Origin of the sequence: Streptomyces sp. NPDC032161 (assembly GCF_040636995.1) — a bacterium.
In the GTDB taxonomy this organism is placed as follows: domain Bacteria; phylum Actinomycetota; class Actinomycetes; order Streptomycetales; family Streptomycetaceae; genus Streptomyces.
On record NZ_JBEZVN010000066.1, the window covers coordinates 1 to 17,099 of the forward strand.

17 protein-coding genes are annotated in these 17,099 nt (G+C 71.5%); 3 read left to right on the forward strand and 14 right to left on the reverse strand.

What is annotated here, in order from left to right; translation table 11 throughout:
* Positions 1 to 330: 330 nt before the first annotated feature.
* The 5 genes from AB0E67_RS35300 to AB0E67_RS35320 form a co-directional block, all read right to left on the reverse strand.
* Positions 331 to 1,131 (reverse strand): aldose 1-epimerase, encoded by an 801-nt coding sequence (locus tag AB0E67_RS35300; protein WP_362034792.1) that lies wholly within the window; start codon positions 1,129 to 1,131, stop codon positions 331 to 333.
* Positions 1,132 to 1,153: 22 nt separating this feature from the next.
* Entirely contained in the window at positions 1,154 to 2,386 is a 1,233-nt protein-coding gene (locus AB0E67_RS35305; protein WP_362034794.1) for a hypothetical protein, read from the reverse strand.
* A gap of 164 nt (positions 2,387 to 2,550) precedes the next feature.
* On the reverse strand, positions 2,551 to 4,149 hold the full coding sequence (locus AB0E67_RS35310; RefSeq protein WP_362034796.1) for a polyamine aminopropyltransferase: 1,599 nt from the start codon (positions 4,147 to 4,149) through the stop codon (positions 2,551 to 2,553).
* A 115-nt stretch (positions 4,150 to 4,264) separates the two neighbouring features.
* Positions 4,265 to 4,789, reverse strand: coding sequence for a DUF2617 family protein (locus tag AB0E67_RS35315; protein ID WP_362034798.1), 525 nt, complete (start codon positions 4,787 to 4,789; stop codon positions 4,265 to 4,267).
* 511 nt (positions 4,790 to 5,300) lie between these two features.
* The gene (locus tag AB0E67_RS35320) at positions 5,301 to 5,603 is read right to left on the reverse strand and encodes a hypothetical protein (protein WP_362034800.1); all 303 of its coding nucleotides are present in this window, start codon (positions 5,601 to 5,603) and stop codon (positions 5,301 to 5,303) included.
* Between the two features lie 186 nt (positions 5,604 to 5,789).
* Between AB0E67_RS35320 and AB0E67_RS35325 the strand changes: the two genes are divergently transcribed.
* Complete coding sequence (locus tag AB0E67_RS35325; RefSeq protein WP_362034802.1) at positions 5,790 to 6,971, forward strand: pyridoxal phosphate-dependent aminotransferase; 1,182 nt, start codon at positions 5,790 to 5,792, stop codon at positions 6,969 to 6,971.
* Positions 6,972 to 7,106: 135 nt separating this feature from the next.
* Here the strand turns inward: AB0E67_RS35325 and AB0E67_RS35330 are convergent, their stop codons facing one another.
* Both AB0E67_RS35330 and clpB read right to left on the reverse strand, forming a co-directional pair.
* The gene (locus AB0E67_RS35330) at positions 7,107 to 7,676 is read right to left on the reverse strand and encodes a YbjN domain-containing protein (protein WP_362034804.1); all 570 of its coding nucleotides are present in this window, start codon (positions 7,674 to 7,676) and stop codon (positions 7,107 to 7,109) included.
* A 245-nt stretch (positions 7,677 to 7,921) separates the two neighbouring features.
* Positions 7,922 to 10,507 (reverse strand): ATP-dependent chaperone ClpB, encoded by a 2,586-nt coding sequence (gene clpB, locus AB0E67_RS35335; RefSeq protein ID WP_362034806.1) that lies wholly within the window; start codon positions 10,505 to 10,507, stop codon positions 7,922 to 7,924.
* A gap of 247 nt (positions 10,508 to 10,754) precedes the next feature.
* Here clpB and AB0E67_RS35340 point away from each other — a divergent pair, with 247 nt between their 5' ends.
* A complete protein-coding gene (locus AB0E67_RS35340) occupies positions 10,755 to 11,159 on the forward strand; it encodes a TIGR03618 family F420-dependent PPOX class oxidoreductase (RefSeq protein ID WP_362034808.1) in 405 nt (134 codons plus the stop codon).
* A gap of 202 nt (positions 11,160 to 11,361) precedes the next feature.
* On the opposite strand, the gene AB0E67_RS35345 is transcribed toward AB0E67_RS35340, so the two are convergent.
* Positions 11,362 to 11,682, reverse strand: a complete 321-nt coding sequence (locus AB0E67_RS35345) for a (2Fe-2S)-binding protein (protein ID WP_351525674.1) — start codon at positions 11,680 to 11,682, stop codon at positions 11,362 to 11,364.
* On the reverse strand, positions 11,679 to 11,963 hold the full coding sequence (locus tag AB0E67_RS35350; RefSeq protein ID WP_199883322.1) for a hypothetical protein: 285 nt from the start codon (positions 11,961 to 11,963) through the stop codon (positions 11,679 to 11,681). The genes AB0E67_RS35345 and AB0E67_RS35350 overlap by 4 nt, the downstream gene beginning before the upstream one ends.
* A gap of 141 nt (positions 11,964 to 12,104) precedes the next feature.
* On the opposite strand from AB0E67_RS35350, the gene AB0E67_RS35355 reads away from it, so the two are divergent.
* Positions 12,105 to 13,091, forward strand: coding sequence for a helix-turn-helix transcriptional regulator (locus AB0E67_RS35355; RefSeq protein ID WP_360119736.1), 987 nt, complete (start codon positions 12,105 to 12,107; stop codon positions 13,089 to 13,091).
* Between the two features lie 252 nt (positions 13,092 to 13,343).
* Here the strand turns inward: AB0E67_RS35355 and AB0E67_RS35360 are convergent, their stop codons facing one another.
* The 5 genes from AB0E67_RS35360 to AB0E67_RS35380 all read right to left on the reverse strand — a co-directional run.
* Positions 13,344 to 13,847, reverse strand: coding sequence for a hypothetical protein (locus AB0E67_RS35360; protein WP_362034811.1), 504 nt, complete (start codon positions 13,845 to 13,847; stop codon positions 13,344 to 13,346).
* A 312-nt stretch (positions 13,848 to 14,159) separates the two neighbouring features.
* Complete coding sequence (locus AB0E67_RS35365) at positions 14,160 to 14,606, reverse strand: helix-turn-helix domain-containing protein (protein WP_073789018.1); 447 nt, start codon at positions 14,604 to 14,606, stop codon at positions 14,160 to 14,162.
* Between the two features lies 1 nt (position 14,607).
* Complete coding sequence (gene dnaJ / locus AB0E67_RS35370) at positions 14,608 to 15,804, reverse strand: molecular chaperone DnaJ (RefSeq protein WP_362034813.1); 1,197 nt, start codon at positions 15,802 to 15,804, stop codon at positions 14,608 to 14,610.
* Between the two features lie 93 nt (positions 15,805 to 15,897).
* Positions 15,898 to 16,551: a nucleotide exchange factor GrpE gene (gene grpE, locus AB0E67_RS35375; protein WP_073789022.1), complete on the reverse strand. Its 654-nt coding sequence runs from the start codon at positions 16,549 to 16,551 to the stop codon at positions 15,898 to 15,900.
* Positions 16,548 to 17,099: Hsp70 family protein (locus tag AB0E67_RS35380; protein ID WP_362034815.1), on the reverse strand; the 552-nt coding region annotated here is incomplete at its 5' end. The genes grpE and AB0E67_RS35380, both read right to left, overlap by 4 nt.

The window sequence follows — 17,099 nt, forward strand, 5'->3', positions numbered from 1 at the left end:
CAAGCCCGGCAAGGCGGAGGAGGGAGGCGACGCGGAGCGTCGTCGACCGACGACAACGCCGCCAGGCGCCGCCCATCGGCACGCGACGCCGCCCCACCTACGCGCGCGACCTCTAAGGCGCACATGTCGGGGCCAATGCCGGGCCGACTCCGACCCGGCCGCGGCGCCCCCACCGGACCCGTGTCCCCGCTCGACCGGCCCGGCCCCATCCCGGTCAGCCCGGTCCCGGACCCGTGCCCGGCCCCTTCCCGATCACGGTCCCGCACCCCTACCCGTGCCCGGCCGAGTCCGGTACCGGCCCGTCCCGGAACCGCCACATCCCGGCAGTGGTCAGAGCCTGCGCCAGCTCCAGGTCGTCCGGATCTCCAGCGGGTCGATCGGGGTGACGTAGCGGGGGTCGGTGTTGAGCCCGTTCGGCGGGCCGGACTGCGGTTCCACGCAGACCGCCTCCGCCTGTTCGTCGTAGATGACGACCCACTCGGCCCGGCTCTTCACGGTCAGCTCCAGCTGCTCCGGCCATGTGAGGGTCACGTCGACACCGTCCGGCATCCCGAAGCAGTCGTCCCAGGGGCCGGGCAGCGGCGGGAGGCGGCGGCCGGTCGGCAGATGGTCCTCGCCCCGTTCCTCCTGCCAGGCCGCATCGAAGGCCACCTGCACGTCCTTGCCCCCGCCGCCCAGGTTGCGCAGGAACCAGGGATGCCAGCCGGCCTGTGCCGGGAACGAGTTCCCGTACGTCTCGATCCCGAGCGCGAGCACCAGCGAGTCCTCGGACAGCTCGAAGGTCTGGGTCACCCGGCCCGGATACGGCCAGGGATCGACGAGGTCGTAGTAGAACGAGGCGTCCCGCTCGCCCACCCGGGCGGTGCGCCAGGCGGTGTCCCTGCCGGTCCCGTGGATGGCGTGCGGCGGGGCGTTCAGCGGCAACCGGTGCGGGACGTCGCCGTTGCGGAAGAGCCCGTACCCGGTGCGACCGCACCACGGCACCATCGGAAAGGAGCCGTACCGCTCCCCCTGCCGCAGCAGTTCGGTGCCACCGATGCGGAGGCTGCCGATCCGGCAGCCGTTGGCGGGGTTCACGGTCAGCTCTGCGTCGCCGACTGACAGCCGGACGTCCTTCTCACTGCTACTCACGCGACCGACATTACTGGCGCGACTACCTCCGTCGTCGCAACGCACGGCCCACCACGACGGCCGACGCGAGCGCGAGCGCGGCGGCGGGGGCGACCCAGCGGAGTGTGGCTCCCGCGGTGGTCGAATCGGGTGACGGCACGGGCGCATACCTGCCACGCGGCGGCGCGTGGTCGACCTCCTCGGCACTGCGGCCGATCATGGTGCGCCGGGCGTGCGCGGCCTCGGCCGGGGGACCGTCGGGGACGGTGAACTCGACCTCCTCCTCCGGGTCGAGCGACGGCGGGGGCACGGGGGCGTCGAAGACAGAACCCGTGCCCGGGGGCCTCTCGGCGGCGGGCGCCTCGTCGGGGGCGGCCTCGTGCGTGGGCGGCGTGTCGTCGTCGACGCCGTCGTCCACGCCGTCGGTGTCGTCGTCGCCGGTGCTCCCGGCAGCGGCGGCGGGCCGGGCGGTGGCCGCGCCGGTCGTGTCGGCCTCCTCGGCCCCCTCCTCGATGGCCTGCTCCACCGCTTCTCCCACGGTCCGCTCCGCCTCGTCGAGGTCGGAGTCGTCGATACCGCGAAGGGCCTCACGCTCCGGGTGGCCGGACACGGATCCATCCGCCGGACCGTCCGTGACCTCACCCGTCGGGCCGTCCGCGGTCCCGGCCTCGTCCGCCGAGCCGCTGTCCCGCGGTCCGTCGTCCCGCGCGCCGACGCCCTGCGGGCCACTGTCCTCCGGGCCCTCGGCAGACTCGCCGTCCGTCAGTGTCTCCGTCACGAGCTGCTGCGTGAAGCGGTCCAGCAGGCGGACGGCGGTCGCGAGCGCCGCCGCCGGATCCAGGTCCAGGATGCGCCCGTCGCCCGTCGCCGTGCCCGCGAACAGGATCGCCGTACCGCTGTCCCGCTCGGTCAGCCCGATCGTCAGCGTCAGTTTCGCCGAGCCACCGCCCCGGGCCTCGACGCCCTCGCCCGCCACCAGGACATCGCAGCGACGCGAGCCTCCCCGGCTCTGGTCCTCCGCGCCCTCCGGGCCTTCCCGGCTCTCCGAAGCCGCCCTGCCGCCAGCACCGTCCCGCGGCACGACGGTGAGCCGCAGCGCACCCCGGTACGTGATCGTGTGGCCGTCGACCCGGATCCGCAGCCGGCCCGACAGCGGGTCGGCCGACGCGTCGGCGTCCTGTTGCAGCCCCGGCACGCAGCGTGCGACACGGGCGGGATCACTCAGCGTCCGCCGCAGGGACGGGACCGAAACCGGAACGAACACCTCATGCTCCATGGAAACCGAGCCTACTCAGCCCCGGCCGTCACGTCAGCGCTTCCACGTCGCGATCTCCCGGCACGCGCCCCGCCGACGCCCCCGCCATCGCCCGCCGACGCCCACCCCGACTCCCCACTGTCGCCCCACCGGCTCCCTCTCCACCACCGATTCCCTCCCCCGGCTCACCGGTCCTCCCAGTACCGCGGGTGGACCAGCGTCGACGGCGGCAGACCGCGCGGCCGGGCGTCCTCCGCGTCCCGTCCCGCGCGCTCCAGCGAGCGTTCCGTCAACGACCTCAGCCTCGGCACCGACGGCGCGAGCCGGAGCGCCGGAGCGCGTTCCGCACCGGCGAGGACGAAGCCCCAGCCGTGCTCGGCCCGCGCCCGGTGCGTGGCCCGGTCGGGCCCGGCCGCGAAATCGGTGCCCCGGCCGCTGATCCGGTACGGGCGGGTGTGCAGGCCCGCCGCCCTCATCGACGCCTCCACCGTCCAGTACGCACGCGGCCGGGACACCGAGGGACCACCGTGCACCACCACCCGGCCGCCCGGCGCCAGCACCTCGGCGACCAGCCCGTAGAACTCCGCCGAGTAGAGCTTCGTACTGGCCGAGATCCCTGGGTCGGGCAGGTCGGAGATCACCACGTCGTAGCGGTCGCGCGCGGCCCGCAGCCAGGTGAAGGCGTCCGCGTCGACGGCCGTCAGCCGGGCGTCGCGATAGGCGTGCCGGTTCAGCGCCGAAAGGGCGCGGTCGGTACGGGCCAGCCGGGTGAGGCCGGGATCGAGCTCGACGACGGTGACGCCGCGTACGTCGGGGTAGCGCAGCACCTCCCGGGCGGCGAGCCCGTCGCCCCCGCCCAGGATCAGCACCCGGGCACGCGGGCCGTCCATCGCCGGGTGCACCAGCGCCTCGTGGTAGCGGTACTCGTCGCGCGCGCTGACCCGCAGCCGCCCGTCCAGGTACAGGCTCAGCGAGCCGCGCCCCGTCCCCGTCAGCACGACCTCCTGCAGCCCGGTCTGCACGGCGACCCGCACCCCACCCCCGTACACCGCGCGCCGCGCCGCCCGCTCGAAGTCGTCGACCAGCACCGCAGCGACGGCGAGGAGGGCGATCACCGCCACATTGACGACGAGCAGCAGCCACCGGGAACGCGGGGCGAGGTCCCGCCGGAACACCCACAGCACCAGCGCCCCGCCCGCCGCCGCGTTGACCGCTCCGGTGAACAGCGCCCCGGTGAGCTGCCCGAGCATCGGCAGCAGCAGAAAGGGGAACGCGAGCCCGCCGACCAGCGCGCCCACGTAGTCGGCGGCGAAGAGGTCAGCGACGGCGCCCCCGGCGTCCTGCCGGTCGACGCGCTGGATCAGCGTCATCAGCAACGGGATCTCCGCACCGATCAGGATCCCGATCGCGAGCGAGAAACCCACCAGGGCATACCGCGACTCCCCGAACCAGGCGAACGTCGCGTACAGCACCACCGCCGACGAACCCCCGACGAGCGCGAGCAGCGCCTCGATCAGCCCGAAGCCGACCGCCGCCCGGCTGCGCAAACGTTTCGCGAGAAGCGAGCCGACCCCCATGGCGAACACCATCACGGAGAGCACGACGGACGCCTGGGTGACGGAGTCACCGATCAAGTACGAGGCGAGCGCCACCAGTTCGAGCTCGTACACCAGGCCGCAGGCGGCGCAGACGAAGACGGCGGACAGCACGAACCAGCGGCCGGTCCTCGGCCGTACGGGAAGGTGCGCCGCGCCCCCTCGCAGCGAGACCTGCTGGTCGATCATGTGGCGAACGCTACGTTACGAGAAGGTGGCTCTTGGTCACCCACAAGGGTGTAAGCGGCGTACTCACAGAGGAGTCGGCACCGAGGAAGCCGCCTCCGAAGGATTTCGACCCGCCTCAGAGCGTCGCCGCCGCGGGCATCCGCACCCCCACGCGCGTACGCGTCACCACCAACTGGCCTTCCTGCGGGTACGCGTGCCAGGTCCGCCACCGCACCTGTCCCCCGGTCCGCTGGGCGAGCATCGCCGTGAAGGCGTGCGGACTGCCGGGGAACGTCCCGGCGAGACCGTGCGGATGATCGGCCACCAGGGCGAGGAGTTCCTGCGCCCGCCCCGCGAACGAACCCGCAGAGAGCGTCTCCACGCGCGCCGCGAACTCGTACTCCCACTCACCGAGCCGCTTGGCGACGCCGAGCGGCAACGGCGTGCTGCTGCCGGGAATGCACGCGACGGTTTCGGAACAGTTGCCGTGCTCCTCCTCCAGGAGCACCTGGTGGGAGGCGCCGAGCAGGCGCAGTTGCAGTCGGGCTCCCGCGAGCTCGAGGTCGAGCACGGCCAGGGCGGGGAGCGGTTCGCGCCCCAACGCCCAGGCCAGGTCGGCAGCACGGGTGTCGGAATAGGCCGTCTGGAGGGTCGTGAGCATGGGTCGGCTCCGCAAGAAAGCGTGGACACATGGACAGGGGACGCCTCCGACGCGATGCACGTGGGAGGTTTGGAAGCGCCCGATCAGGTCCAACTCGGGTCCGAGGGCTGAAGGTTCTCTCCACCGAGGGAATCACGAAGTAAGCCGCATCCACAGCGTTTTTGCCCAACTTGCCGTGGTTTCCATCCGCCCGGGGGCCCCTCGGTTCATCTGTTCACCGGATAACTCGCGAAAGTCCCAACAAAACGGTGCCCGGCGGGAGTTCACCCACCGGGCACCTTCCGTACACCGACCTCGCACACCGGCCGGGCGCCGGGGCACGAGGCTCCGCGGCGGACGCGGATCAGCCGCGCCCGCGTCGGCGCCTACAGCAACTGCCCGCACTCACCGCGCTGTTACGAACCGCTCGCACCAACTCTTCCTCGTTCGAGCGCTTCGTGACGACTCACCACGGGCGACCGCGCCACGCGACTTCGCGCTGCATCGACTGCCGCATGCCGTCCGCGCCGTATCAGTCGCCGCCGCCTCCGCCGCAGCCGCCCCCGCCGCACGAGGAGTGGCCGCCCCCGCACGAATGCCCCCCGGAGTGGCCGCCCGAGTGACCGCCCGAGTGACCGCCCGAGTCGCTGACGCCTCCGCAGGACGCACCACCGCTGTCGCCCGCCCACCAGCTGCCGCCACCGCTGTCACCGCCGCCACTGCCCCGACGCCCGCCCCTCCCCCGCGTCTTCTTCCGGCCACCGGCCTTCACCACGAGCGAGACGAGCAGCCCGATCACAGCGACCGCTATCACCACTCCGACGAATATCTCCATCGACCTCACGTCCTTCCGTTCCCCCGAAGCGAGGTCCCCCGCTTCTTCACGCGCCGTCGTCCGTCCGACACGTCGTCGTGCCGTTCGACTCACATCATGGCGATGTTCTCGTACGGGGGATGCCCCGCCCCCGTACGCCGAAATCAGACTTGAGCAACTCCAGAGCTTGCGCGCAGGATGGCGGCCATGACTCAGGGACGACCGCTGCTCAACCGCCGCCTCGCCGAGTTCGGCACGACGATCTTCGCGGAGATGACGGCACTGGCCGTACGGACCGGCTCCATCAACCTCGGCCAGGGCTTTCCCGACACCGACGGCCCGGAGGAGATCAGGGAGGCCGCGGTACGTGCCCTGCGCGCCGGGCACGGCAACCAGTACCCGCCGGGCCCCGGCGTCCCCGAACTGCGCGCCGCGATCGCCGACCACCAGCGGCGGCGCTACGGGCTCGACCTCGACCCGGACACCGAGGTCCTCGTCACCGCGGGCGCCACCGAGGCCATCGCCGCGTCCCTGCTGGCGCTGCTGGAGCCCGGCGACGAGGTCATCGCCCTGGAGCCGTACTACGACTCCTACGCCGCGTGCATCGCCATGGCGGGCGGCGTGCGCGTCCCCGTCACCCTCCACCCCGACGCGGCCACCGGCAGCTACCGGCTGGACCTCGACGAGCTTCGGGCCGCCGTCACCCCCCGCACCCGGCTGATCCTGCTCAACACCCCGCACAACCCCACCGGCACCGTCCTCACCCGCGAGGAACTCGGCGCGATCGCCGCGCTGGCCTGCGAACGGGACCTCCTCGTCGTCACCGACGAGGTCTACGAGCACCTGGTCTTCGAGGGCGAGCACCTCCCGCTCGCCACCTTCCCCGGGATGCGCGAGCGCACCGTCACCATCGGCTCGGCCGGCAAGACGTACTCGTTCACCGGCTGGAAGGTCGGCTGGGTCACCGCGAGCCCCGAGCTGGTGGCCGCCGTCCGCTCGTCGAAGCAGTTCCTGACCTATGTGTCCGCGGGCCCGCTCCAGTACGCGGTCGCCGAGGCGCTGCGCCTGCCCGACAGCTACCACGACGAGCTGCGCGCCGACCTGCGGGCCAAACGGGACCTGCTGAGCGGCGGGCTCGCCGAGGCCGGTTTCGAGGTCTACCGACCGGCCGGCACGTACTTCGTCACCACCGACATCCGCCCCCTCGGCGAGAGCGACGGCTTCGCCTTCTGCCGGGCGCTGCCCGAGCGGTGCGGCGTCGTCGCCATCCCGAACGCGGTCTTCTACGACCACCGCGAGCAGGGCGCGCCGTTCGTGAGGTTCGCCTTCTGCAAGCGGACGGAGGTCCTGCACGAGGTGGTGGACCGCCTCAAGCGACTGGCGTCCTGAAGAACGAGCGGCCGTCCCGAGGGGGCCCGGTGTCCCGGGAACGGCCGGCCGTCCTGCCGGCGAGCCGGACGAACGCGGCGCGGGCGGGGGCGGGCCGTTCCGGCCCGCCCCCGCCCGCTTGCCCGCTCGTACCGGTCAGGCGTCCGGTGCGGCCTGCTCGGTGCCGTCGGCGCCTTCCGGCTTCTCCTCGGACGGGGCCAGGCCGAGACGCTCCTGGAGCCACTTGTCGAACTCGATAGAGGCGCGCACCCAGCTGACCGTCGACGAGACGAAGTGCTCCAGGCTGACGCCCGTACCGATGAGCATCTGCGCCTCACCGATCAGCCGGATCGAGGTACCGGTGTCGTCGGAACCCTCCTCGGCCTCGTGGGTGTGCGTGTAGACCTTCGGCCACAGGGTGCGGCGGTTCCAGTCGTCGATCGCGTCGAGGAGGACCGGGCGCTGGTCCGCGGCGTGCGGGCGGTCGTAGAACGTACGGACCGAGAAGACCTGCTGCTCGGCCTCGCCGCGGAACATGAAGTAGGTGCGGAACTCCTCCCACGGCGCGGCGAGGTCGCCCTCGTCGTCCACGACGTACTTCAGTTCCATCTGGTCCAGGAGCTGCTTGACGAGGTCCTGGTCGGGGACGACGGGGCCCTCCGGTCCTGCGGCCTGCGGTTCGGGCTGGCCCCCGAAATTAGGAATCGAGGACGGATCGATGCTCACCGTGTTTTTCCCTTCGTGCGGTTGCCGACATCCTCTCCCATGGCGGGCGGGGGATGGCAAGCCCCGGCGGGGCCGATCCGCCACGAGCTGACAAGCGGCCCGTGCGGGCCGGTCCCGCCGGGCCCCGCGGAAGGAGCCGGGCCCCAGAAGGAGCAGAGGGAACGGAATGATCCCTCCAGGCGATGGCTGCCCGGCGCCGGGGGAGTGACGCCCCGGCGCCGGGAGAGTGACGCGCCCCGGTAGGGCTACGAGGCGGCGCCGACGAGCAGACCGTCACCGGCCCGGTCCACCCGGACCGTGTCCCCGTCCCTGACCTCGCCCGCGAGGATCTCCTTGGCGAGCCGGTCCCCGATCGCCGTCTGGATGAGGCGGCGCAGCGGCCGGGCACCGTACGCCGGGTCGTTGCCCTCCTCGGCCAGCCAGGCCAGGGCCTCCGGCGTGACGTCCAGCGTGAGCCGACGGTCGGCCAGTCGCTTCGCGAGCCGGTCGATCTGGAGCCTCGCGATGTGCGCGAGCTCGTCGCCGCTCAGCGCGGAGAAGACCACCAGGTCGTCCAGCCGGTTCAGGAACTCCGGCTTGAACGAGGCCCGTACGACCTCCAGGACCTGCTCCTTCTTCACCTCGGGCTCGGTCAGCGGGTCCATCAGGAACTGGCTGCCCAGGTTCGAGGTCAGGATCAGGATGGTGTTGCGGAAGTCCACCGTCCGGCCCTGTCCGTCGGTGAGCCGGCCGTCGTCGAGGACCTGGAGCAGGATGTCGAAGACCTCGGGGTGCGCCTTCTCCACCTCGTCCAGCAGGACGACGCTGTACGGGCGGCGGCGGACCGCCTCCGTGAGCTGGCCGCCCTCCTCGTAGCCGACGTATCCGGGCGGGGCGCCGACGAGCCGCGCGACGCTGTGCTTCTCGCTGTACTCGCTCATGTCGATGCGGACCATCGCCCGCTCGTCGTCGAACAGGAAGTCGGCGAGCGCCTTCGCCAGCTCCGTCTTGCCGACCCCGGTCGGGCCGAGGAAGAGGAACGATCCGGTGGGCCGGTCGGGGTCCGCGATCCCGGCACGGGTACGCCGTACCGCGTCCGACACCGCCCGCACGGCCTCGGTCTGGCCGATGAGGCGCTTGCCGAGCTCGTCCTCCATGCGCAGCAGCTTCTGCGTCTCGCCCTCCAGCAGGCGTCCGGCGGGGATGCCGGTCCAGGAGCCGACGACGTCCGCGATGTCGTCCGGGCCGACCTCCTCCTTCACCATGGTGTCCTTGGCGGCCTCCTGCTCGGCCTCGGTCGCCTCCGCCAACTCCCTCTCCAGGCCCGGGATCTCCCCGTACAGCAGCTTGGAAGCGGTGTCGAAGTCGCCGTCGCGCTGGGCGCGTTCGGCCTGGCCGTGGAGTTCGTCGAGGCGCTCCTTCAGCTCACCGACGCGGTTGAGGCCCTGCTTCTCCTTCTCCCAGCGGGCGTTGAGGCCGCGCAGCTCCTCCTCCTTGTCCGCGAGGTCGCGGCGGAGCTTCTCCAGACGCTCCTTGGAGGCGGCGTCGGACTCGTTCCTGAGCGCCAGCTCCTCCATGTGCAGGCGGTCGACGGCGCGCTGGAGCTCGTCGATCTCGACCGGCGAGGAGTCGATCTCCATGCGGAGCCGGGACGCCGCCTCGTCGACCAGGTCGATGGCCTTGTCGGGGAGGAAGCGGGAGGTGATGTAGCGGTCGGACAGGGTCGCGGCGGCCACCAGCGCGGAGTCCGCGATGGAGACCTTGTGGTGGGCCTCGTACCGGCCCTTGAGGCCGCGCAGGATCGCGATGGTGTCCTCGACGCTGGGCTCCGCCACCAGCACCTGCTGGAAGCGCCGCTCCAGAGCCGGGTCCTTCTCGATCCGCTCGCGGTACTCGTCGAGCGTCGTGGCACCGACCATGCGCAGCTCGCCGCGCGCCAGCATCGGCTTCAGCATGTTGCCCGCGTCCATGGCGGAGTCGCCGCCCGCGCCCGCGCCGACGACGGTGTGCAGCTCGTCGATGAACGTGATGATCTGCCCGTCGCTCTCCTTGATCTCGGAGAGGACGGTCTTCAGCCGCTCCTCGAACTCGCCGCGGTACTTCGCACCCGCGACCATCGCGCCGAGGTCCAGCGAGACCAGCCGCTTGTTGCGCAGGGACTCGGGGACGTCGCCCTTGACGATGCGCTGGGCGAGCCCCTCCACGACGGCCGTCTTGCCGACGCCGGGCTCGCCGATGAGCACCGGGTTGTTCTTGGTGCGGCGGGACAGGACCTGGACGACGCGCCGGATCTCCTGGTCACGCCCGATCACCGGGTCGAGCTTGCCCTCGCGCGCGGCGGCCGTGAAGTCCGTGCCGAACTTCTCCAGAGCCTTGTACTGACCCTCCGGGTCGGGTGTGGTCACCCGGCGCCCTCCCCTGCTCTTCTCGAACGCGTCCAGCAGTCTCTTCGCACCGGCGCCCTGCTCGGAGAGGATCTCACCGGCCCGCCCGCCCTTCGCGGCAATGCCGATCAGCAGGTGCTCGGTGGAGATGTAGTCGTCACCGAGGTCCTTCGCGCGCTGCGCGGCGTCGGCGATGACGGCCAGCAGCTCGCGGTTGGGCTGCGGCGGGGCGACGGTCGAGCCGGTGACGCTGGGCTGCGCGCCCAGGAGCCGTTCCGTCTCGGTACGCACCACGATCTGGTCGGCCTCGACGGCGGCCAGCAGATCGGTGATGTTCTCGTTGTCCTCGCCCGCGAGCAGCGCGAGCAGCAGGTGCCCGGGGGTCAGGTCGGGGTGACCGCCCTTCACGGCCCTGCTGGTGGCCGCGTTGAGGGCGTCCCGGCTCTTGTTGGTCAGCTCGGCGTCCACGTGCGTCGTCTCCTCCTTGCGGTGGCTGCTCTCTCCACAACACTGACTTGGTCAACGTCTACTAAGTTGAGTCTATTCCACTCAACCCAGTTTTCCGTACACGCCCACTGCCGTGCCGTCCGCCCCGTTCGCACCGCCGGCCTGTCCGCGTCGCGGAAGGGGAGGCCGGGGCGCCCCGCTCCGAGTGAACCGGCCGGACGGGACCACCGCCACCGCAGGCCAGGAGGCCCCTGCCTACGCTGTGCCCATGGCAGTCGACCCGACGAATCCGAGCCCCGAGTACCTCGCGTTCTGGCGCGAGCACCACCTGTGCACCCTGACCACCCCTCGCCCCGACGGCTCGCCGCACGTGGTGCCGGTGGGTGTGACGTACGACCCGGGGGCCGGGCTCGCCCGCGTCATCAGCGACAAGAGCACCCGGAAGGTGGCCAACGTCCTGGCGGCGGGCCCGGACGGCGCCCGCGTGGCGGTCTGCCAGGTCGACCGGCGCCGCTGGGCGACGCTGGAGGGGCGCGCGCGGGTACGCGCCGACGAGGAGGCCGTCGCCGACGCCGTACGCCGCTACGAGGAACGCTACGGGCGCACGCCGGCACCCAACCCGAACCGCGTCGTCATCGAGATCACCCTGGACCGGGCGCTCGGCAAGGCGTGACCCCCGACAGGACATGAACCCCGCGGGGCAAGAGCCCCGGCAGGACTGGGGCGCGGCACGGCAGGGCACGCGCCCCGCCGGAGCACGGCACGGCAGGGCGCGACACGCCACGGGAAAAGCACAACGGCGTCATCGTGTTCAGGTCACGATGACGCCGTTGTGTGGGGGAGTGACTGAGCGACGTGTAACGACGGGGGATCGCTCAGGCACTGCGGGGGGTGGCGGAAATGGTCTCTGGTTGGAACAGCTGGTGGTCCCGCCGGTCGAGATTCACGAAGATCATGTCGTACCGGATCGCGCAGCGGACGGGCTGCGGTGCTCCGCGCGGCTTGCGCAGGCAGCGGTACGCACGCACTTCGTCGTCTTCTTCGCGCGCGACAACGATGGGGTCGCCGAACAGAGTGACCATCAGCGAGTCGCCACGGCGGGGGAGGGCTGTGACGAGATCGATGAAATGCCAGCCTGATCGGTAGGCCGTGGCCATTTCCCGCCGGAAGGTCCGGTCGTCCGGCGGGATGGTCATGCGCCCAGGTGGTTCGGCGTGGACCAGGCGATGTCGCCGGGCGCGGGCGCCGCCTGGACACCCCATGCGATGTCGCCCTGGGCGGTGGCCGGGGTGACCCATGCGATGTCACCAGGGGCCGCGGCCCGGACGGACCAGGCGATGTCACCCGACGCCTGGGTGGACCACGCAATGTCACCCGGCGAGGATGCCGCCTCGCTGCTCCATGCGATGTCGCTGCCGCTCACCGCCCCGAGTCCCAGGGCCGCGGCGAACGAGACGGCAAGCGCCGAGCGAAGCATTCGCTTATACATAGTCGGCTTCGTCCTCACTTGTGGATTCTTCTCCCCCGCACCTAAGACGATGTCTCACCTGGGCACACGAACACCACCGGGTCGATGCATCATGTTCCTGCATGTTCAGGAACCTGGGGGGTGGAGAATATGGTCACAAGTAATACAAAGCCGACACATCCTCATGGGATCACCGAACTCTGCGAGCCAGGAGTACGGCTGTACGCCAGCGCTTTGCGGTCGGGACGTATCGCCAGGAGCGAAGTGGAACCGGCTCCTTGCCTCATGGACTTCGCCCTGCTGCACCCCGACCCCGACGACGCCGACTGGCTTCGCCCCGTACCGCCGTCCGCCGCCCTGGCGAAACACCTGCATCCCATCGAGCGTGAGATCCAGGAGCGCCGACGGCATTCGGTCCTGCTCACCGAGTCCTTCGAGCCGTTCATGGACATCAGCGCGCAGGATCCGCCGACCACTCACGCCATCACGGTGCTGGAAGGGGTCAACCGGATCAACGCGGCGCTGGACCTCGCCACGGCGGAGTGCCGATCGGAAGTCCTCACCGTCCAGCCGGGCGGCGGACGCAGCGAGGATCGCCTCAGCGAAGCCTTGGAACGCGGTCTTTCCGTAGTGGATCGCGGTGTCAGCATCCGCACCCTCTACCAGCACACCGTACGGCACAGCCCAGGCACCCTGGCCTACGCCGAGCGGATGGCCGACGACAACGTGGAGATCCGCACGCTCGAAGAACTCATCGAGCGGCTCATCGTCTTCGACCGCACCGTGGCGTTCATCCCCGCCCAGGACGACCGCCAAGTCGCCCTGGAACTGCGCCACCCCGGGCTCGTCGAGTATCTCGTCAAGGTGTTCGAGCAGCTGTGGACCCGGGCGGCGCCGCTCCTCGAAGAGGTCAAGTACGAACCGACTCCCGAGGGGATCAGCGGAGTTCAGCGGTCCATCGCCCAACTCCTCGTGGAGGGCCATGTCGACGACTCCATCGCCCGCCGCCTCGGCATGAACGTCCGTACCTGCCGCGCGCACGTCGCCAAGTTGTCCGCCGTCCTCGGCAGCAACAGCCGCGCCCAACTCGGCTACCTGATCGCGCGTTCAGGGATTCTGGAACAGGTGCCGGACTGACACGGTCGCGATCGCGAAACACCGGAGCACCGGCCCCGCGGGGTGTCACCGTGCCGGTACGACCGGTTCCCGGCCCGAGACGTCCGGCTCTTCGCGCGCACGAGCGCGCAACAGGCCGTCGCGGGGAGGCCGTTCGCCCCGGAAAGCGGCCCCGACCCGGTCGCCTCGCCCGCCCCACCACCGGCACCGCCGCCCGGACCCGGGCCCGGCCCTTCCGGTGCGTCCGACGCGGCCACCGGCCCCGCGACCGGCTCACGCCGTACGCGGTGGCCCGCCCCACTCCGCCAGGAGCTCCTCCCGCTTCGCCCGTCCGGGGGTCCCGCCCTGCCACGCACGGCCCCAGGCGAGCAGGGCGGCGGGGGTGGCACGGCCGTCCGCATACGCGTCGAGCAGGTCCCGCGACAGCCGGAACTCGGCTGTGCCGTAGGAGGCGGCGGGCGCGTACACGGTCCATTCCACTTCCCCGTCGGGGGTGTCGAGGCGTACGAACATCGCCGGGCCGTCGTCGAACCCGCCGAAGGCGACGGTGGTCACGGATTCCAGCAGGATCCCGGCCACCCGGCCCGGCGAGGACCGTACGGGCGCGCCGACCACCGTCGCGCGCCGGATGTCACGCCACGCCCAGGTGCCGCGCTGGTCCTCCCCGAGCCCGGTCAGGCCCTCCTCGGTGAGGAGCACACCGGGACCGGTCCCGTTGGGCGGGGCGCCTATGTGCGCCGACGCTGCGGTGATCCAGAAGAGACCGACCATGGACATGCGTGCTGACTCCCGACTGTGCCGCCGGGCGGCTCGGCCCCCGGCCCGTGACGCGTGGTGTGGTGCGGCGAGACCGCGCGGGACGGTGTCGCCCCCCGCCCGTCCGCGGCTCCACAAGGCAGGACGTGATCGGACGGAGGAGGGTTTCGTCCGCCCTCCTGGCGTCGGAGCCCGGTCACATCACAAGGCACCGGACACGCGGCGCACAGAGCACGGCGCACACGGCAGAGCGCCGGGGAGCCGACCCCTCGGTCGCCTCCCCGGCGCTCTGGCCGGAGTTCCGGGGCATCCCCCGGAAATCTCCGGCTCCGCTCAGTCCTTGGGCCGCTTGGGCCGCCAGACCACCAACGCGCTGGTCTGCTGCACGTCCTGGTACGGCACCAGATCGCGCCGGTACGAGGCATGCACCTGGGCCTCACGCTGCTGCATCGCCGCCGCCGCGCCGTCCACCGCCGCCGTGAGCTCGGCGACGCGCTGCTGGAGCGCGGCGACCTGGTTCTCCAGCTCGATGATGCGCTTGATGCCGGCGAGGTTGATGCCCTCGTCCTGCGACAGCTGCTGAACCGTGCGCAGCAGCTCGATGTCGCGGGCCGAGTAGCGCCTGCCGCGCCCGGCCGTGCGGTCGGGCGAGACCAGCCCCAGGCGGTCGTACTGGCGCAGTGTCTGCGGATGGAGGCCCGAGAGCTGGGCCGCGATCGAGATCACGTACACCGGTGTCTCATCGGTCAGTTCGTACGGATTACGTCGTCGGCCGTCCACCTCAAGCTCCCTTCGCCGCCTGGAAGAGGTCCGCCCGCGGATCGCTGCCCGCGGTCGCCTTCCGGTATGCCTCCAGTGCTTCCTTGGCCTCGGTGCCGAGATCCTTGGGCACCGTCACCTCGACGGTGACCAGCAGGTCCCCCCGGGTGCCGTCCTTGCGGACCGCGCCCTTGCCGCGGGCGCGCATCGTACGCCCGTTGGGGGTGCCGGCCGGGAGTTTCAGGGTGACCGGCGGGCCGCCGAGCGTGGGCACCTTCACCTCGCCGCCGAGCGCCGCCTCCGTGAAGTCGACGGGCACGGTGACCGTGAGGTTGTCGCCCTTGCGGCCGAAGACCGGGTGCGCGTCGACGTGGACCACGACGTACAGGTCGCCGGCCGGTCCACCGCGCTCACCGGGACCGCCCTTGCCGCGCAACCGGATCCGCTGGTTGTCCGAGACGCCCGCCGGGATCCGGACCTGCATGGTCCGGGCCGACTTCGCCCGGCCGCTGCCCTTGCAGACGTCGCAGGGGTCCTGGGCGATGAGGCCCCGGCCCTTGCAGTCGACGCAGGGGTCGGTGAGCGAGAAGCCGCCGCCGGAGCCGCGCGACACCTGGCCGGTGCCGAGACAGGTCGGGCAGACCCTGGGGGTGCCGTTCTTGTCACCGGTGCCGGAGCACGCCTTGCAGGGCGCCTGGCTGGACATCCGCAGCGGGACCGTGGCCCCCTCGACCGCCTCGGTGAAGCTGAGCGTCACCTCGGACTCGATGTCCTGCCCGCGGCGCGGCTGCGTCCGCGTACCCGCGCCTCCCCGGTTGAACAGACCGCCGAAGACGTCGCCCAGACCGCCACCGCCGCCGAAGCCGCCGGCTCCGCCGGTCGCGCCGCCCGGGCCACCGCCCTGGGCCCCTCCGAAGAGGTCGCTCAGGTCGAAGTTGAAGTTGCCCCCGGCGCCTCCCGGCCCGGGCCGGAACCCGCCGTTGCCGAAGAGGGCGCGCGCCTCGTCGTACTCCTTGCGCTTCTTGGCGTCACCGAGGACGTCGTTCGCCTCGGAGATCTCCTTGAAGCGTTCCTCCGCCTTGTCGTCGCCCTTGTTGGCGTCCGGGTGGAACTCGCGGGCGAGCTTCCGGTACGCCTTCTTGATCTCGGCGTCGGTGGCGTCCTTGGGGACGCCGAGGACCTTGTAATAGTCCTTCTCGACGAAGTCCTTCGTGCTCATCGACGTCCCTCCTTCCGGACGATCGGCCGTGCGACCGGCCTGTGAGCCGGTCGCACGGCCGGGCGGTGCGCCGCGAGTTGGTCAGACGGGATGTCAGACCTCCTCGCCGCCACCGCTCTCCTCGTCGGTTGCCTTCTCTTCCTTGGCCGCGGCCGGAGTCGCGCCCGGCTGCGGCTCGGCCACCGCCACCCGCGCGGGGCGGATGGTGCGCTCGCCGATCCGATACCCCGGCTGCAGGATCGCCACGCAGGTCGTCTCCGTGACGTCCGGCGCGTACGAGTGCATCAGGGCCTCGTGGATCGTCGGGTCGAAGGGCTCGCCCTCCTTGCCGAACTGCTGCAGGCCCAGCTTGGCGACGACCGTCTCCAGCGATTCCGCCACCGACTTGAACCCGCCCACGAGCTCGCCGTGGTCCCGGGCCCGGCCGATGTCGTCGAGCACGGGCAGGATCTCGGACAGGAGGTTCGCGACCGCGATCTCCTTGACCGTGGCCCGGTCCCGCTCGACGCGGCGACGGTAGTTCTGATACTCGGCCTGGAGCCGCTGGAGGTCGCCCGTGCGCTCGTTGAGCGCGGTACGGACCTGGTCCAGCTGGGCCGTCAGACCGACGGTCTCTACTGCGTCCCCGGCCGGGGCCGCCTCTTCCTCCTTGGGGGAGGAGGAGGCGTCCTTCGGCTCAGCTCCGTCAGGGGTGGCGCCGGAGGGGACGTCGGGCTTCTCCTCGAAACCCGAGTTCTCCTCGGTCACACCGCACCGCCCTTGGCGTCCTTCTCGTCGTCCACGATCTCCGCGTCGACGACGTCGTCGTCGGCCTTGGCCTGCTGGGCGCCCGGCTGCGGGTCACCGTCGGCCTGGGCACCCGCGTACATCGCCTGTCCCAGCTTCTGGGAGACGGCCGCGACCTTCTCGGTGGCGGTGCGGATCTCGGCGCTGTCCTCGCCCTTGAGCTTCTCCTTCAGCTCGTTGACGGCGGTCTCCACCTCCGTCTTCACGTCGGCGGGAACCTTGTCCTCGTTGTCCTTGAGGAACTTCTCCGTCTGGTAGACCAGCTGCTCGCCCTGGTTGCGGGACTCGGCGGCCTCGCGGCGGCGGTGGTCCTCCTCCGCGTACTGCTCGGCCTCCTCACGCATCCGGTTGACCTCGTCCTTCGGCAGCGAGGAGCCGCCGGTGACGGTCATCTTCTGTTCCTTGCCGGTGCCCAGGTCCTTGGCGGTGACGTGCATGATGCCGTTGGCGTCGATGTCGAAGGAGACCTCGATCTGCGGGACGCCGCGCGGGGCCGGCGGCAGGCCCGT

What these genes read in the sequence shown, in the direction of transcription:
- AB0E67_RS35320 (WP_362034800.1), bottom strand. Translation starts at nt 5,603, where the DNA reads ATGGAGATATTCGTCGGAGTGGTGATAGCGGTCGCTGTGATCGGGCTG.
- AB0E67_RS35345 (WP_351525674.1), bottom strand. Translation starts at nt 11,682, where the DNA reads ATGACCATCCCGCCGGACGACCGGACCTTCCGGCGGGAAATGGCCACG.
- AB0E67_RS35350 (WP_199883322.1), bottom strand. Translation starts at nt 11,963, where the DNA reads ATGCTTCGCTCGGCGCTTGCCGTCTCGTTCGCCGCGGCCCTGGGACTC.
- AB0E67_RS35360 (WP_362034811.1), bottom strand. Translation starts at nt 13,847, where the DNA reads ATGTCCATGGTCGGTCTCTTCTGGATCACCGCAGCGTCGGCGCACATA.
- dnaJ (WP_362034813.1), bottom strand. Translation starts at nt 15,804, where the DNA reads ATGAGCACGAAGGACTTCGTCGAGAAGGACTATTACAAGGTCCTCGGC.
- AB0E67_RS35305 (WP_362034794.1), bottom strand. Translation starts at nt 2,386, where the DNA reads ATGGAGCATGAGGTGTTCGTTCCGGTTTCGGTCCCGTCCCTGCGGCGG.
- AB0E67_RS35310 (WP_362034796.1), bottom strand. Translation starts at nt 4,149, where the DNA reads ATGATCGACCAGCAGGTCTCGCTGCGAGGGGGCGCGGCGCACCTTCCC.
- AB0E67_RS35325 (WP_362034802.1), top strand. Translation starts at nt 5,790, where the DNA reads ATGACTCAGGGACGACCGCTGCTCAACCGCCGCCTCGCCGAGTTCGGC.
- AB0E67_RS35340 (WP_362034808.1), top strand. Translation starts at nt 10,755, where the DNA reads ATGGCAGTCGACCCGACGAATCCGAGCCCCGAGTACCTCGCGTTCTGG.
- AB0E67_RS35355 (WP_360119736.1), top strand. Translation starts at nt 12,105, where the DNA reads ATGGTCACAAGTAATACAAAGCCGACACATCCTCATGGGATCACCGAA.
- AB0E67_RS35315 (WP_362034798.1), bottom strand. Translation starts at nt 4,789, where the DNA reads ATGCTCACGACCCTCCAGACGGCCTATTCCGACACCCGTGCTGCCGAC.